Origin of the sequence: Sphingobacterium litopenaei (genome assembly GCF_014692495.1) — a bacterium.
GTDB lineage: Bacteria > Bacteroidota > Bacteroidia > Sphingobacteriales > Sphingobacteriaceae > Sphingobacterium > Sphingobacterium litopenaei.
Window position 1 is genome coordinate 146,333 of sequence record NZ_JACOIJ010000005.1, and the last position, 15,380, is coordinate 161,712.

Consider the following 15,380-nt stretch of genomic DNA (forward strand, 5'->3'; position numbering starts at 1 on the left):
GCAAGCCTTTCACTTATATATGTAAGAGCAAATATATTATGCGTATTCTTCGATTGAAGGACAAGAACAGATCAACATTCTATCTCCTTGCGAATCATTCACACGACCTACTGAAGGCCAGAATTTAGCTACTTTTAAGTAAGGAAGTGGGTAAGCCGCCGTTTGACGTGAATAAGGTCTATCCCACTCGTCACCTGAAACTACCGCAGCAGTGTGAGGAGCATTTTTTAAGACGTTATTTTCTTTGTCTACTTCACCTGCTTCTACTGCAGCGATTTCTTGACGAATAGCAATTAACGCATCACAGAAACGGTCTAATTCTGCTTTTGACTCCGATTCTGTTGGCTCAACCATCAACGTACCTGCTACAGGGAATGATACTGTTGGCGCGTGGAAACCGTAGTCCATTAAACGTTTAGCAATATCACCAACCTCTACACCAAAGTTTTTGAAAGCACGACAATCTAAAATCATCTCGTGTGCACAACGACCATTCGCTCCTGCATAAAGAACTGGGTAGTGACCTTCTAAACGAGCTTTGATATAGTTAGCATTTAAGATAGCTGTTTTAGTAGCGTCTGTTAAACCTTCAGCACCCATCATAGCGATGTAAGAGTGAGAAATTAACAAGATAGAAGCCGAACCAAATGGAGCTGCTGACACAGCAGTGATTCCTTGCTCGCCAGAAACCTCTACCACCTTATGATTTGGTAAGAAAGGTACTAAGTGTGCTGCCACACCGATAGGACCCATACCAGGACCACCACCACCGTGTGGAATACAGAATGTTTTATGTAAATTCAAGTGACATACGTCAGCACCAATGAAACCAGGACTAGTTAAACCAACCTGAGCATTCATATTCGCACCGTCCATATATACTTGACCACCATTTTCGTGGATAATATTACAGATTTCGATGATAGTTTCTTCGAAAACACCGTGAGTCGACGGATAAGTCACCATCAAAGAATTCAAGTTAGCAGAATGCTCAATAGCTTTCTCTCTCAAATCTTCAACATCGATATTACCTTTGTCATCCGTTTTCACAACGACAACTTTTAGACCAGCCATAGAGGCTGAAGCTGGGTTAGTACCGTGTGCGGAAGCTGGAATCAAACAGATGTTACGGTGACCTTCGCCACGGCTTTTGTGATAAGCATCGATTACCATCAAACCTGCGTACTCACCTTGAGCACCTGAGTTTGGTTGGAACGACATTTTAGCAAAACCTGTGATTTCTGACAACCAATCATTCAACTCATTGATCAATTGCATGTAACCCGAAGTTTGGTCTGCTGGCGCGAAAGGATGTAAACCACCAAAACGAGCCCAAGTTACGGGAACCATCTCAGTTGTAGCATTCAATTTCATTGTACATGAACCCAATGGAATCATCGAGTGGCACAACGACAAATCTTTAGCTTCTAAAGATTTGATATAACGCAACATCTCATGCTCTGAATGGTACGAATTAAAGATTGGGTGAGTCAAATAATCAGTATTACGTGCCAATTCCGTTGGAATAGAAGTACCTAATTCATTTGCCAAATCTTCTAAATCCAAATCATCTTGTAATTTGCCTTTTACTTTAGCGAATACACGTACGATTGTTTCAATATCTTGGAAAGTAGTCGTTTCATCGATAGAAATTCCTACAGTTCCTTCGTTGTAATAGAAGTTTAATTCATTATTTAATGCCTCAGATTTCAAGCCATCAATTTCTTGACCTACGTTGAAACGTAATGTATCGAAATAAGTTTTGTTGACTTGCTCATAACCTAAAGCTTGGATAGCTTTATCAGCTAATTTAGCCAAATCATTGATACGAGTAGCAATGTTCTGAATGCCTTTCGGACCATGGTAAACCGCATAGAACGATGCCATAATCGCTAATAATGCTTGTGCAGTACAAATGTTTGAAGAAGCTTTATCACGACGGATGTGTTGCTCTCGAGTTTGCAAAGCCATACGCAATGCATATTCGCCGTTTGAATCTGAAGTCACACCAATGATACGACCTGGGATATTACGTTTGTAAGCATCTTTAGTCGCAAAGAATGCAGCGTGAGGACCACCAAAGCCCATTGGCACACCAAAACGTTGTGAGTTACCCACAACTACATCAGCACCCCATTCGCCTGGAGGCGTCAATAATGCTAATGACATTAAATCTGCAGCCACACATACTGTAATATTTTTAGCGTGTGCCGATTCAGCTAATTTTTTATAATCCGCCACTGTTCCGTCAGCTGCTGGATATTGAACAAAAACAGCAAATACATCATCCGCCAAATTCGCTTCAGTAACATCAGCCACTCTCAATTCTACACCAAATGGAGTAGCACGAGTAGTCAATACATCTAAAGTTTGAGGGAATACATTTGGAGAAACCAAGAATACATTCGCAGCTTTGTTTTTGCGCGCTGAATACAACATAAACATTGCCTCAGCAGCTGCAGTACCTTCATCCAACAAAGAAGCATTCGCAATTTCTAAACCTGTAAAATCAGAAATGACAGTTTGGAAATTTAACAAAGCTTGTAAACGACCTTGCGCAATCTCTGCTTGGTAAGGAGTATACTGTGTATACCATCCTGGATTTTCGAATACATTACGTTGAATAACACCTGGAAGAACAACATCATAATATCCTTGTCCGATATATGATTTGAAAACTTTATTCTTCTCAGCGATTTGTGCTACTTTCTCCAAATAAGCTACTTCGCTTAATGCATTTGGAAGATTCATAGCTTTTCTTCTGATCTGAGCTGGAACTGTTTGTTCAATCAACTCATCTAAAGAAGCTACACCCAAAAATTTTAACATCTCTTCGGTTTGTGCAGCACTTGGTCCGTTGTGACGGTCCTGAAACTTTTCTTGGTAATGTACGTTACTCATTTGCTTTATAATTGCAAGAACACTTAGTATTTAACAGTTTGACAAACAATTTCTTTCCCTTAACGAAAGCCTAAAGTTTGGTTGCGCAAAGATACAGAATTTTGAATACTTTTTGAAGGATTGTCCTCTTACCAAAAGATTTATTGTCATGCAAACGTTTGTTCGATTTTATTATTAAAAAACAATGCGATTCACAATAAATTTCAAAAATATTCACGTACAAATCATTTAGGTTGTGAAAATTACAAAAGTTTCTAACTATCAAATTCTTATACTGCTATTTAGTATTTTTGAACTACTTATTAACTCCAATTTATATGCTGAAACTTAATGTTAAAAACGAGACTGGAAAATTAAAAACTGTGGTATTAGGAAGAGCCGACAGCAATGGCGCTACGCCTAACGCCGAGGAGGCTTATGACCCAAAATCTTTAGAACATATACTTGCAGGAACTTATCCTACTGAAGAAGATATGATAAAGGAAATATCGGCTTTTGAAAGCGTGCTAAAAAAGTATGAAGTAGAAGTTTTAAGACCTCGACTTATTCCCAATTTAAATCAAATTTTTACACGCGACATTGGCTTTGTTATAGATGATTTATTTATCAAATCAAATATTCTCCCAGACCGCGCAGAAGAGTGGAATGCCATAGATTTTATTATCCAACAAATTGAAAAGGAAAAATTTATTGTTCCTCCAGAAGAAGTACATATTGAAGGAGGTGACGTAATAGTTTGGAATGATTATCTTTTTGTCGGCACATATTATGGGGTAGACTATTCTGAAATTAATACTGCGCGCACCAACCGCTTTGGAGTCGATTTCTTGAAAGATTTATTCCCTAAAAAAGAGGTTATAGACTGTGACTTGATAAAATCAATGACCAATCCTCGCGCCAATGCCTTGCATTTGGATTGCTGTTTTCAGCCCATAGGACTAGACAAGGGAATTATCTTTAAAGGTGGATTCCGCAACCCAAGTGATTACCACCGTATTGTCGAAATATTCGGAGAAGAAAACCTATATCACATTGATGCAGATGGCATGTACGAAATGAATTCCAATGTGTTTTCTATTTCACCCAAGGTTATTGTTTCTGAACAACGATTTGACAAACTCAATAATTGGTTAGAAGATCAAGGATTTATAGTAGAAAGAATCCCTTACTATGAGATCGGAAAACAGGAAGGCCTATTACGCTGTTCTACTTTACCTTTAATCCGTGAATAATGGCTCAGTCAACTAATTGTATCCTAATGGTTCGGCCAGCGGCCTTTCGCGCGAATGAAGAAACGGCAGTTAACAACTATTTTCAAGACACAGAGACAACAGAAAAGAACACCAATCTATTGGCGCAAGCTGAATTTGATAATGCAGTAAATATTTTGGTGAACGCAGGAGTAAAAGTTGTTGTAGTTGAAGATTCTGGAAAATTTGATACGCCAGACAGTATCTTCCCTAATAATGTCATTTCCTTTCATGGGGACAAGGCAATTCTTTACCCCATGTTTGCCGCCAATAGACAATGCGAAATTTTTCTTAATCATTTAGGCGTGCTAGAGAAAAATGGGATCCAGTTCAAGACGTTAAAAGATTATAGCATTTATACGGAGCAAGAACTTTTTTTAGAAGGAACAGGGGTATTAATCTTAGATAGGGTAAATAAAATTGCCTATTGCTCAATTTCTGAAAGAGCAAATGAAATCCTTCTTCCTATCTTTTGTGAAGATAATGACTATACTCCAATCGTATTTCACGCTACACAACAAGTGGAACAGCAGAGACTTCCCATTTACCATACCAACGTAATGATGGCATTAGGAACAGCGTTCTGTGTGATTTGTTTAGATAGTATACAGAATGAAGAGGAAAGAAAAGAGATTATATCAAACCTGGAAGCGACTAACAAGTCTATCATCTCTATTTCCGAAAAGCAAATGCACCATTTCTGTGGAAATATCCTTGAACTCAAAAATAAAGAGGAAGAAACTCTAATTGTACTAAGCGAACAGGCCTTTAATGTTTTTTCTGAAGAACAAAAAGAACAGTTACGGAGCTTTGGCAAATTAATTTCAATTCCCATTTACACCATTGAAAAATATGGAGGCGGCTCGATACGTTGCATGATCGCCGAAGTATTTCACTAATAAAGGCTTCTAATTTTAAAATTAGAGGGGGTAACAAACTCATTATTCTGTTGATATAATTGAAACAACAGAGTTAATAACCCTTTAAATTTTAAAATTATGAAAAAGCTTATACAATTATTCGGAATAGGAACACTCGTTTTCTCATCTATATCTTGTTCAAATGACACCGTTCAAGAGCCTATTTTCAGCCCCTCAGGCGATGCGCTAAGAGACTTATTTGCCAGTAACCTAGAATCAATTACCCAACACGACACTTTTGACGCGGAAGACAACTTTGTTTTTACCTCAGCAAAGGGTGTCAAAGTCTTTATAAATGGCTCCTGTTTGAAAAAGCAAAACGGTGATCCTGTCGTAGGCGAAGTTGATTTTTCATATATCGAGATTTTCGATAGAGGTACTATGCTAGTGACCAACAAACCTACAGTTGGTATTCAAGCTGGTGAACCGAAATTATTAACCTCAGGAGGGGAATTTCTGGTTAAAGTTACCCAAAATGGCGAAGAATTAATATCCGATTGCGGTTATTCTATCCATGCCCCTACAAGTATTACAGGAGGCACAGACCAAGATATGGAAGCTTTTGCAGGAAATATTGATGCCAACGGAAATCTAAGCTGGGAGAATATCACCCAAACTGTCGAAACTTGGACAGGCTTCAACCAAGCAATAAATGCCGACGCCTATAATGTGTTCTTAAATAATTTCGACTGGTTTAATTTTGACAAATTTGTTGATCTGGGGCAAGGATTTACGACCATCACTTTCCAAACACCTGCTGGATTTAATAACAGCAATAGTTATATTTTCATGGCTACGAAAACTCGTCCAAATTCCTTAGCATATGCCAATACTAGAATGCCAATCGGAGCAGAAGTATATTATATTTTGGTCACGGAACAAAATGGAGGATTTAAATATGCTGTAAAACCTGTCACTAGTATTACCGCAAATAGCACAGTAGCTTTTAATTTAGCTGAATTGCAAAATGGAACAATTCAACAAGTTATTGACGCGATTAACGACTTACCATAATCTATATATAATTCCCAAATTACAACTCTCCTCGCCTCCGGAGTTCTCTGACTTTGGAGGTTTTTTGTTTTTTACACTATATTGTATTATGCAAAAGAGGAGACACCTATATTTTATCCTTATTATTATCACAATTGCTCTCGGTTTGTTTTCACGCAAAATTGACTCTCTTCCTTTAGCAACTGGGGACGCGCTTTACGCCGTAATGGTGTATTTAGGATTTCGGTTTGTGTTTATTAGGAAACCTTTGTATTACGCACTCTTGTTATCAATTGTATTTTGCTTTATTATTGAATTCTTACAACTTGTACAATCTCCTCTTCTTATCGAAGCTCGAAATCATTCCTTATTAAGATTAGTCTTAGGCCAAGGTTTTCTTTGGTCAGATTTAATTGCCTACAGCATCGGGGCATTTGTGTGCTACCTTCTCGATAAAAAATTTATTTTTTCTAAAAAATAAATTTCAATTCAATTGAATCTGCACTAAACCTACGTAATATTTAAAAGTCATATTTATCGACTAAAAACAATATTATGAAATTACTAAAAGCCTCTTTCGTGTTAATTATTCTAGCAACTCTGTCTAGCTGTGGTGTCTATTATTCACAAGATTATACTTTAATAAAAATTGGTATGACAACAGAGGAAGTCATTGCTATAGCTGGAAAACCAATTCAAATAGTTGCAGCAAAAAAATATGATGATGGAATTTTAGAAATCTATGAATACCCGAGTCGTCCCTTTAGAACAGATACCCTATTGAATTGGTATCACTTTATTGATAATAAACTAGAAGAATGGGGACCAAAAGAACAATATATTACTTCGGATTATGATCGATATTATCAAAAACATAGAAATAACAGAAGATAGCCCAAAGCTTATCTTCCGTTAATACAATATTGTAAACTTGAAATCCAATGGATTGAAATGCTTAATCAATTCTTTGATTAAATCATCGCCATATTTAACATACAGCGTCGCGAAATTTTCTGAACGCTCTTGTAATCCACCATTTGGAAACAATTTGTCTTTAACTCGTTCTATTTGAATAAGCGCTTCCTCATGGTTGCGCTTATCTGCTTTCAACAATTTTTTTTCAAGATTATTAATAGCCTTCTTCAGCCTTGCTTTCACAGCTTCAGTACTCGGCGCCAGACTCGCATCGATTTTATGGGCACGCAATTTAATTTTACCAAAGATGGCATTAAACTCCATCCATTCATCACGTAGATTTAATCGATGTGTAGTATGTCTGCGTACATATTCATTCTGCAAAGCAGTAGTGGATTTGAAAATAGATTTAAACGTTAGGTCAAGTCGATAAATCTTACTTGCCACAGCATCGTCCGTAATCATCGCTGAATTACGCGGTACCAAAATAGGATAAGGCACTCCATATTGATCAAAATTAGCTTTAAACTGTAACCAATATACAATCTCCGCTCCCCCACCTATGTATGCCAGATTCGGAAGAATAACCTCCTGATACAATGGTCTCATGACTACATTCGGGCTAAATCTTTCTGGATTATTGGCTATTTCCTGTTTTATTTCCTCTTCTGAAAAATAAATTTCTCGATGCAAGACTTCGAAGCGTCCATCTTCGTTTTTGACGATACGCTCTCTAAATTCATCCGTTAAATAGAAAAAATTACATTCTCGGGCATGAACCTGCGTTGAAAAATCCTTTTCTTCTAATTCTTTTGTTGTTTTTGAAATCGCTTGGAAACTTTTCTCTTCAAGAATGTCTTCTTGAATAATTGGTGCAAAAACTTCTTTCAACTCTTTAAGATCCGCATCGACGATAACTAATCCATATTCTTTGAACAAAGCATTCGCTAACACACGTGTTGCATCTGCTAAATTACGACCTCGCAAATATGCTTCCTCTACAATATTCGCCAACTTAGTCGAGTTGTCGGACAAGCCCAGCATGCCAATATACTGACGGACAACCGCATCCATAGAACTGGTATCCATCTTACCTGTCCCCGAAATACCTGGCACATCCCATATTATTTTTTTGCCGTAAACAAGTGTATTGTTTATTTCAGCAAAATCATGATCTTCAGAAGCCATCCAATATACAGGCACAAATTCTTTGTCTGGATATTTGCCTTTTAAATCTTTTGCTAATCGAATAGCACAAGCTATTTTGAAAATAAAATAGAGCGGACCAGTGAAAATATTCAACTGATGCCCAGTCGTAATCGTGAAAGCATTGGATTGAGCTAATAAATCAATGTTTTTCGCCACTTCTGGAGCATCCTGCAATAAATCCCCATATTGAGACTTGAGCGATGAAACCAACACATCTCGATGAGCAAAATCGGCTTTTAATGCTATTTGCTTTTCAAAGCCTTCGTAGTTCGGATTATTGCCATAATAAGGTTTTAATCCTTCATCTCCAGCAAGATAAGCTAGTAATGTCTTAGAGAAACTATTTGTATCCTTATACTCAATGTAAGTTGCTTTCATCCAACAGAATTATTTTCACCACAAATGTATAGTAATTGGGTATACAATTTACAGAAAAATGCAAAAAGCACTATGACGTAATAGAATTATAGCGAAGATTTGACAAAAGAAATCCCGAAAGCGATACCTTCGGGATTGTTATTTATATGAAGAAAAACAGTTATACTGTTTTCACGTATTTCTCGTCGTAATTTTCAATATCAATAATATACTGATTCTGAATTAAGAAATCATATAAAGGTTTTGCTTCTTCCGAAACTTTTAGATTTTTAGTGGTGATAATTTCGTTTGCTTTCTTGTCCAGATATGGATAAGCATACAATTTAACATTTTTACTAAACATCCCTGAAATATATGACAACAATTCATTTGTATAGTTTTCTTTGCTGTAATTGTCCGAATTGAAGATATTACGCAAGTTCGAAACGTTTGTTGCAATACCAACATTGTTTGGCTTGAAAGTTTTGAAAAATTCCGCTAAGTGATTGTTACGTCTAAAGTTGGATACCAATATATTATTTCCTGTAGCACATAATTCTTCGGCACGATCCGCAAAATACTTTAAATCATCAATTGTTAAATCAGATTCTTCATCCAATACATTACCCATCAATACCTCAATCAGGACGACGGTGTTTTGAGGTTTTGCATTAGTATTTTTCTTGAATTGTTCCACCGCTTGGTTAAACAAGTCAAAGTTTGGCAACGATTTTTGGCGATATTTAGTACGCAATACTACGATATCTTTTCGGTACAAGAAGTCTTTGATTTGAGCAGCTTTACCATCTGGTTTGAAAATCGCCGCATTAGAGAAGCCTTTTGCAATAAGGTATAAATTCACCAGTCGCTCATTTACATTCTCAAAAACAGGACCTTCTAGCTTTATCAAATCAATTTCTACCGCTCCTACAGATAAATTGTCCACCAAAGATTCAATCATCACCTGTGGATCATTCGCATAATAATAAGCCGCAAATACCAGATTAACACCTAATATACCTAAAACTTTGGACTGCAGTCTATTGTCCGAATCCAACAAACGAACGTGCATAATGATGTCATTAGTAGGACCATCAACCTCCGATTGAAAACGAATACCTAACCAGCCGTGTGGATCATTTGTTTTGGTAAAATTTAGGGTAGTTACAGTATCTGCGAAGGCAAAGAATCTTTTATTATCGTATTTTTCAGTGTGTAGTCTTTCTGTCAGGAGGGTAAATTCGTGCGCTAACATTTTGCGTAACCTTGTCCTACTCACATATCTTCCCGACTCTTCCGCGCCATATATTGCGTCCGAAAATGCCATATCGTAAGCTGACATCGTCTTTGCAATAGTTCCTGAAGCAGCTCCCGCTTCAAAGAAATTACGCGCTACTTCCTGTCCAGCTCCAATCTCCGCAAATGTCCCATAGATAGCTGGATCGAGGTTAATTTTCAAAGCCTTGCGCTTTGTTTCGAATATCTCTCTTGCCATGCTGCAAAGATAAAAAAATGAGTTTAATTAATTAGATAAACAATCTTTATAACAAAAATGGGCTTACTTTATAGTAAACCCATTTTTTTGAAGGTATAAAATAATGCCGCACTATGTAAAGCTTGCCCAATTTTGTTATCAAACAAAAATTGCCTAGCCTTCTCAATCGACATTTCTACCACCTCTATGTCTTCAGAATTGTCTAGCTCCTGCTCTTGAATCTTTTTACCACCTGTAAGTAAATACGTGTAGGTCAAATTGCCACTTGTGGCAGGATTAGCATACAATTCACAAATATATTCTATAGTATCAAAAGCATATCCCGTTTCTTCTAGAAGCTCTCTGCGTGCTGCAGCCTCTAGTTCTTCTCCTTCCTCCACTACTCCTGCAGGAAGTTCGACCATGATTTCGTCTGCTCCATGACGATACTGACGGACAAAAAGAACCTTTTGGTCTTCGGTAATAGCCACCATGTTCACCCATCTCGGGTATTCTAAAACATAATATTCATCTTTTATATTTCCATTAGGCAACTCCAGTTTATCGACACGTAAAGTTGCCCAAGGTCGTTGAATAATGTATTTAGATTCTAAAAGTTTCCACTTTTGCATATTATCCTTTTACAATATCAGCCATAATATTTTCTACTTTCTGCTCCAACTTGGCAGAGATAGTTTCATAATTAGAAGCATCAACTAAAGCTTCTCTCACCGAACAGTAGAATTTTATTTTTGGCTCAGTACCAGAGGGTCTTGCCGAAATGACGTCACCATCAACTGTAATGAATTGTAATACATCTGATTTTGGTAAATCAATTTCAGACGTTTCGCCTGAAACGATATTTGTCGCTACACGATTCTCGTAATCGCGAATTTCTTTTACTTCTACCCCACCTAAAGTTTTTGGAGCATTAGCGCGCAAATCAATCATCATTTGTTTAATTTCGTCCGCACCAGCTTTACCTTTTTTCGTTAAGGAAATTAATTTCTCTTTGTAAAATCCATGTTTTACATAAAGCTCCTGCAATACTTCGAAAAGTGATTTGCCTTGACATTTGAAATAAGCTGTCATCTCCGCAATAAATGCACATGAATTTACCGCATCTTTGTCTCGAACTAAATCACCAACCAAATATCCGTAACTCTCTTCACCTCCAACTAAATAGTTCTCTTTTCCTAATAACTTTGTGATTACTTCACCAATAAATTTAAATCCAGTAAGCGTTTCATAAGATTTCACACCATATTCTGCTCCGATATCTGATATCAAATTCGTCGTAACGATTGTTTTAACGATGTAGTCATTGTCTTTCAATTCGGCTTTATCTTTTTTAGAGGAAAGCACATAGTATGTTAACAAGCTTCCGATTTGGTTACCATTAATCAACTCATAGTCCCCTTTTGGATTTCGGATAGCCACACCTACACGGTCAGCATCTGGATCGGTCGCCATGATAACATCTGCTCCTAGCTCTTGACCACGCTTCTTAGCGATAGACATCGCATCTTCTTCTTCTGGGTTTGGATACACTACTGTTGGGAAATTTCCATCAGGTTTTGATTGTTCTTCCACCACAGTAACATTGGTGAAACCCCAAGCTTCTAAAATTTTAGGGACTACTGTGATTCCTGTACCATGAATCGGAGAATACACAATTTTTAAATCTTTTTGTGCTTCTACCGCTTCTGGGTGAATACTTAATCTCTTATTTGCCTGTACATAGATGTCGTCAAACTCTTCACCTACTACAGTAATATTTGCGTCAACTCTTTCGAATTTTATTTCCGAAACAGATTGAATAGCATTTACTTCTGTAATCACATTTTTGTCATGTGGCGCTACAAGTTGACCTCCATCATTCCAATATGCTTTGTAACCATTGTACTCTTTTGGATTATGAGATGCAGTCAACATTACACCACCTTGGCAATTGAAATGTCGTACTGCAAAAGATAACATTGGTGTAGGACGCAATTGCTCAAACAAAAACACATGAATATCATTAGCTGAAAATACATCTGCTACAAGATGACCAAAAGACTGAGAGTTGTTACGGCTATCATACGACACAGCAACTTTGATCTGTTGATCTGGGAATTGCTTTTTCAAATAGTTTGCTAACCCTTGTGTCGCTTTACCAATTGTATATTTGTTCATTCGGTTCGAGCCCACACCCATAATGCCGCGTAAACCACCTGTTCCGAATTCTAATTCTTTATAGAAAGAATCTAATAATTCTGTTTCTTCATTGTTATCAATCAGTTGCTGAACTTTTGCAACTGTTTCTGAATCGTATTCAGCTGTTAACCATTGGTCTATACGAGATTTGGTTTCTTGGTCTAGAGTGCTCATATATAATTTTCTATGTACTTTAATTAATTAACAATTTATTAAAAATATCTGATAATGTGAATGTTGATTTAGAAAAAATTTACCAATATTTTAAGCGTCACATCCTGCATATGCTCTATCAAGAGTCGTTACATACCATGCTCCTTTATACTTTCGAACATGAAAAATTAAAGGTTGATCAGCGGTCACAATAACACGGTAACTTTCTTTTTCTGAAACTTCAATCCTAATTAAATCTTCTTCCGAAAATTTATCCTCATCAAACTCATCTTCGAATGCAGTTATATTTGACAATTGGTTGGGATGAGCGGTTGTATCACATATAAAACCCTCTTTATTCCATTTTTCTGTTCCACAGTCGTAAGAAGGAAGTTTTTCAAACGTTAGCGCAAATTCAGTATTCAAATCAGGATATGCAAAAACCTCTGGCACGGGATGAGCAAAATCCAGACTATCCATTTTTACAAAAGTGTCGGATGCCCCTGGACGATAGATTATGTATATCCCCAATTCTGGATGAATCAACGCATTAGCCTTTGCGTTGTCTTTGCTTGCATACGCTCTTACGAAACGGGTGATAACTTCGGACAACTGATTTTGTTCCTCAATAGTTACAGGCACTACCACTGTTACAGAATCTTTTGACACTATTTTTTCTGAATTTTTTCCTTGATTACAACTGACGGTTAAGGTTAGTAGAGCAAGAAGCCCTATCCATATATTTCGCATATTACTTATTATTTTCACGAATAGTTTTTTCAATGTAATCCCACATTTCTGCAGGAATTGCTTCCATTCCATTCATCTGACCAGCACCTTGAAGCCATTCACCACCATCAATAGTAATGACTTCGCCATTTATATATCCCGCAAAATCAGATACTAAAAACGCTGCCAAATTAGCCAGTTCTTGATGCTCACCTACACGTTTCAAAGGAACTCTATTTTTGAAATCAAACTTAGCCGCCAAATCTCCTGGCAATAACCGATCCCAGGCTCCTTTGGTAGGAAATGGTCCTGGAGCTATGGCATTACTTCGAATCCCATATTTTCCCCATTCAGCAGCTAAAGAACGTGTCATTGTCAACACACCTCCTTTTGCCACTGCCGAAGGTACAACATAACCTGAACCTGTAAAAGCATAAGTAGTAATTATATTCAAAATATTTGCCTTTTTATTACTTTCGATCCATTTTTTACCAAAAGTAAGGGTACAATTAGCGGTTCCTTTTAGCACAATATCTATAATAGTAGAAAAAGCATTCGCTGATAATCTTTCGGTTGGAGAAATAAAATTCCCTGCTGCATTATTTACTAACACATCGACACCTCCAAAGGTATCGACTGATTCCTTATAAAGCTTTTCGACATCTTCAATATTTCGTACATCACAACTTATTGCCAAGACAAAATTATTAGTCTTCTTTTCAATCTCCTTTGCCGTTTCTGACAATACATCTAATTTACGACTCGTGATCACCACATTGGCTCCCAATTCGGAAAAATAGGTAGCCATTGCCTTACCTAAGCCTGTACCGCCCCCCGTTACCACAATCGTTTTGCCTGATAACGCATCTTCGCGTAATGCTCCTTGTACCATAGTTATGCTTTTTTCTGCGTTAAATTTTCAATAATTGTTTTCAAAATAGCTCGCGTACTCGGTCTCCACCATTGCTCTAACACTTGACGAATTGTTTCTGTTTGATCTTTCTCAAATTCAGCTATTAAATGAGCTCTAAAATTAAGTTTAGAAGTACGCCAAGCATTCTTTTCAAATTGTGTCAACGACTTAATTTTACGCATAGCTAAATTTTGAATGCGATTAAAAGCAACAACCTCATCCACAAGACCAATCTCTTTAGCTTCAGAAGGTTTGAAAAGTTTTCCTTCCAACAAACTTCTGTAAGCCGTCCCCTCTCCTAACCAAAAACTATACAATTTAAAAATACTTTCGGGTACTATAATCCCAACAGGTACTTCATTCAGTCCAATAATAAACTCCCCATCCGCCATCAATCTATAATCACAACAAATCGCCATTACACAGCCTCCCGCTGGACTATGTCCTGTAATAGCTGAAACAGAAGGCTTTGGAAAAGCTACTAATTTGTGTAATAAAGTAATAAAAGCTGTCCAAAAGTTTCGCATTTCAACTTCGTCGTACTGATAAAGCGTAATGAGATCGAGACCCGAAGTGAAGAAATTCTCTTTACCACTTAGGATCAAGCCTTCAATCGCAGGGTCATCATTCGCTCGCTCTATGGCTTCGATAAGTTCCTGAATCATTTCAATATGCATAGCGTTCGATTTTCCACGATCCAACATAATGTGGAATATATGATCTTCTACTTGGGTTTTGATGAAATTCATAAGCTTATAATTTGAAAACAAATTAAGGAAATTTCGCGACAATCTACTGTTGAAGATCCTTAATGTAATACCTATTTAAATCATATTAATTGATTAAAAATTTATCAAAATAATGGTAAAATTTTTAATCATTTTTAATTTATTGATCAAATTTTATATAATTTCCACAAATCTAACTTCTTGCCGTATGTCAATAAATAAATATAATGAATTGGAAGTCCTTACTCGTCTTAAGAATGGCGATGAAGAAGCTTTTGCTATTATTTATTCACGATATGCAGAAATCCTTTAGTTTTTTTAGAAAAATTCAACTTATCTACCCCAGATGTGGAGGATTCCATTCAAACAACTTTTGTAAAACTATGGGAGAATAAGCAGAATACTATAAATGTTAGGAATAGAAAGTGGTATCCTAAAATATAATCTAGGAAAGAAAAAATAAATTCTCCAAACGCAACAAAGCCTTATCACGATATGTGATAAGGCTTTGCTTTGTTGTTTAATAAAAGAAGGCACCGACCTACTCTCCCACCTGTTACGGCAATACCATCGGCTCGGGCGGGCTTAACTGCTCTGTTCGGAATGGGAAGAGGTGAACACCGCCGATATAGGCACCCA

At 37.0% G+C, this 15,380-nt stretch carries 13 protein-coding genes and 1 rRNA gene; 5 read left to right on the forward strand and 9 right to left on the reverse strand.

The genetic code is table 11. From position 1 onward, the window contains the following. Nucleotides 1-36: 36 nt before the first annotated feature. A complete protein-coding gene (gene gcvP, locus H8B04_RS04625) occupies nucleotides 37-2,901 on the reverse strand; it encodes an aminomethyl-transferring glycine dehydrogenase (RefSeq protein ID WP_190301601.1) in 2,865 nt (954 codons plus the stop codon). 317 nt (nucleotides 2,902-3,218) lie between these two features. Here gcvP and H8B04_RS04630 point away from each other — a divergent pair, with 317 nt between their 5' ends. From H8B04_RS04630 to H8B04_RS04650, 5 genes are all read left to right on the forward strand, one after another. Then, nucleotides 3,219-4,133, forward strand: a complete 915-nt coding sequence (locus H8B04_RS04630; protein ID WP_190301602.1) for a dimethylarginine dimethylaminohydrolase family protein — start codon at nucleotides 3,219-3,221, stop codon at nucleotides 4,131-4,133. Continuing rightward, on the forward strand, nucleotides 4,133-5,050 hold the full coding sequence (ctlX, locus tag H8B04_RS04635; RefSeq protein WP_190301603.1) for a citrulline utilization hydrolase CtlX: 918 nt from the start codon (nucleotides 4,133-4,135) through the stop codon (nucleotides 5,048-5,050). Before H8B04_RS04630 ends, ctlX begins: the two co-directional genes overlap by 1 nt. Nucleotides 5,051-5,149: 99 nt before the next feature. Beyond that, nucleotides 5,150-6,085 carry a hypothetical protein gene (locus H8B04_RS04640; RefSeq protein WP_190301604.1) on the forward strand — a complete coding sequence of 312 codons (936 nt, stop codon included), beginning with the start codon at nucleotides 5,150-5,152 and terminating at the stop codon, nucleotides 6,083-6,085. 88 nt (nucleotides 6,086-6,173) lie between these two features. Then, nucleotides 6,174-6,545 (forward strand): ribosomal maturation YjgA family protein, encoded by a 372-nt coding sequence (locus tag H8B04_RS17415; RefSeq protein WP_190301605.1) that lies wholly within the window; start codon nucleotides 6,174-6,176, stop codon nucleotides 6,543-6,545. 173 nt (nucleotides 6,546-6,718) lie between these two features. Then, nucleotides 6,719-6,958 (forward strand): hypothetical protein, encoded by a 240-nt coding sequence (locus tag H8B04_RS04650; RefSeq protein WP_190301606.1) that lies wholly within the window; start codon nucleotides 6,719-6,721, stop codon nucleotides 6,956-6,958. 18 nt (nucleotides 6,959-6,976) lie between these two features. Here the strand turns inward: H8B04_RS04650 and bshC are convergent, their stop codons facing one another. The 8 genes from bshC to rrf all read right to left on the reverse strand — a co-directional run bounded on the left by bshC (nucleotide 6,977) and on the right by rrf (nucleotide 15,379). After that, a complete protein-coding gene (bshC, locus tag H8B04_RS04655; RefSeq protein ID WP_190301607.1) occupies nucleotides 6,977-8,566 on the reverse strand; it encodes a bacillithiol biosynthesis cysteine-adding enzyme BshC in 1,590 nt (529 codons plus the stop codon). Between the two features lie 160 nt (nucleotides 8,567-8,726). Next, a complete protein-coding gene (locus tag H8B04_RS04660; protein ID WP_190301608.1) occupies nucleotides 8,727-10,040 on the reverse strand; it encodes a nicotinamide mononucleotide adenylyltransferase in 1,314 nt (437 codons plus the stop codon). A 68-nt stretch (nucleotides 10,041-10,108) separates the two neighbouring features. Continuing rightward, nucleotides 10,109-10,651 (reverse strand): NUDIX hydrolase, encoded by a 543-nt coding sequence (locus H8B04_RS04665; RefSeq protein WP_190301609.1) that lies wholly within the window; start codon nucleotides 10,649-10,651, stop codon nucleotides 10,109-10,111. Between the two features lies 1 nt (nucleotide 10,652). Then, nucleotides 10,653-12,392, reverse strand: coding sequence for a phospho-sugar mutase (locus H8B04_RS04670; RefSeq protein ID WP_190301610.1), 1,740 nt, complete (start codon nucleotides 12,390-12,392; stop codon nucleotides 10,653-10,655). 90 nt (nucleotides 12,393-12,482) lie between these two features. Next, nucleotides 12,483-13,121, reverse strand: a complete 639-nt coding sequence (locus tag H8B04_RS04675; RefSeq protein WP_190301611.1) for a hypothetical protein — start codon at nucleotides 13,119-13,121, stop codon at nucleotides 12,483-12,485. Between the two features lies 1 nt (nucleotide 13,122). Then, nucleotides 13,123-13,992 carry an SDR family oxidoreductase gene (locus tag H8B04_RS04680; RefSeq protein WP_165290431.1) on the reverse strand — a complete coding sequence of 290 codons (870 nt, stop codon included), beginning with the start codon at nucleotides 13,990-13,992 and terminating at the stop codon, nucleotides 13,123-13,125. Nucleotides 13,993-13,994: 2 nt separating this feature from the next. After that, nucleotides 13,995-14,762, reverse strand: a complete 768-nt coding sequence (locus H8B04_RS04685) for an enoyl-CoA hydratase/isomerase family protein (RefSeq protein ID WP_190301612.1) — start codon at nucleotides 14,760-14,762, stop codon at nucleotides 13,995-13,997. Between the two features lie 507 nt (nucleotides 14,763-15,269). Then, nucleotides 15,270-15,379: ribosomal RNA gene (rrf, locus tag H8B04_RS04690) — 5S ribosomal RNA — on the reverse strand. Nucleotide 15,380: the final 1 nt, after the last annotated feature.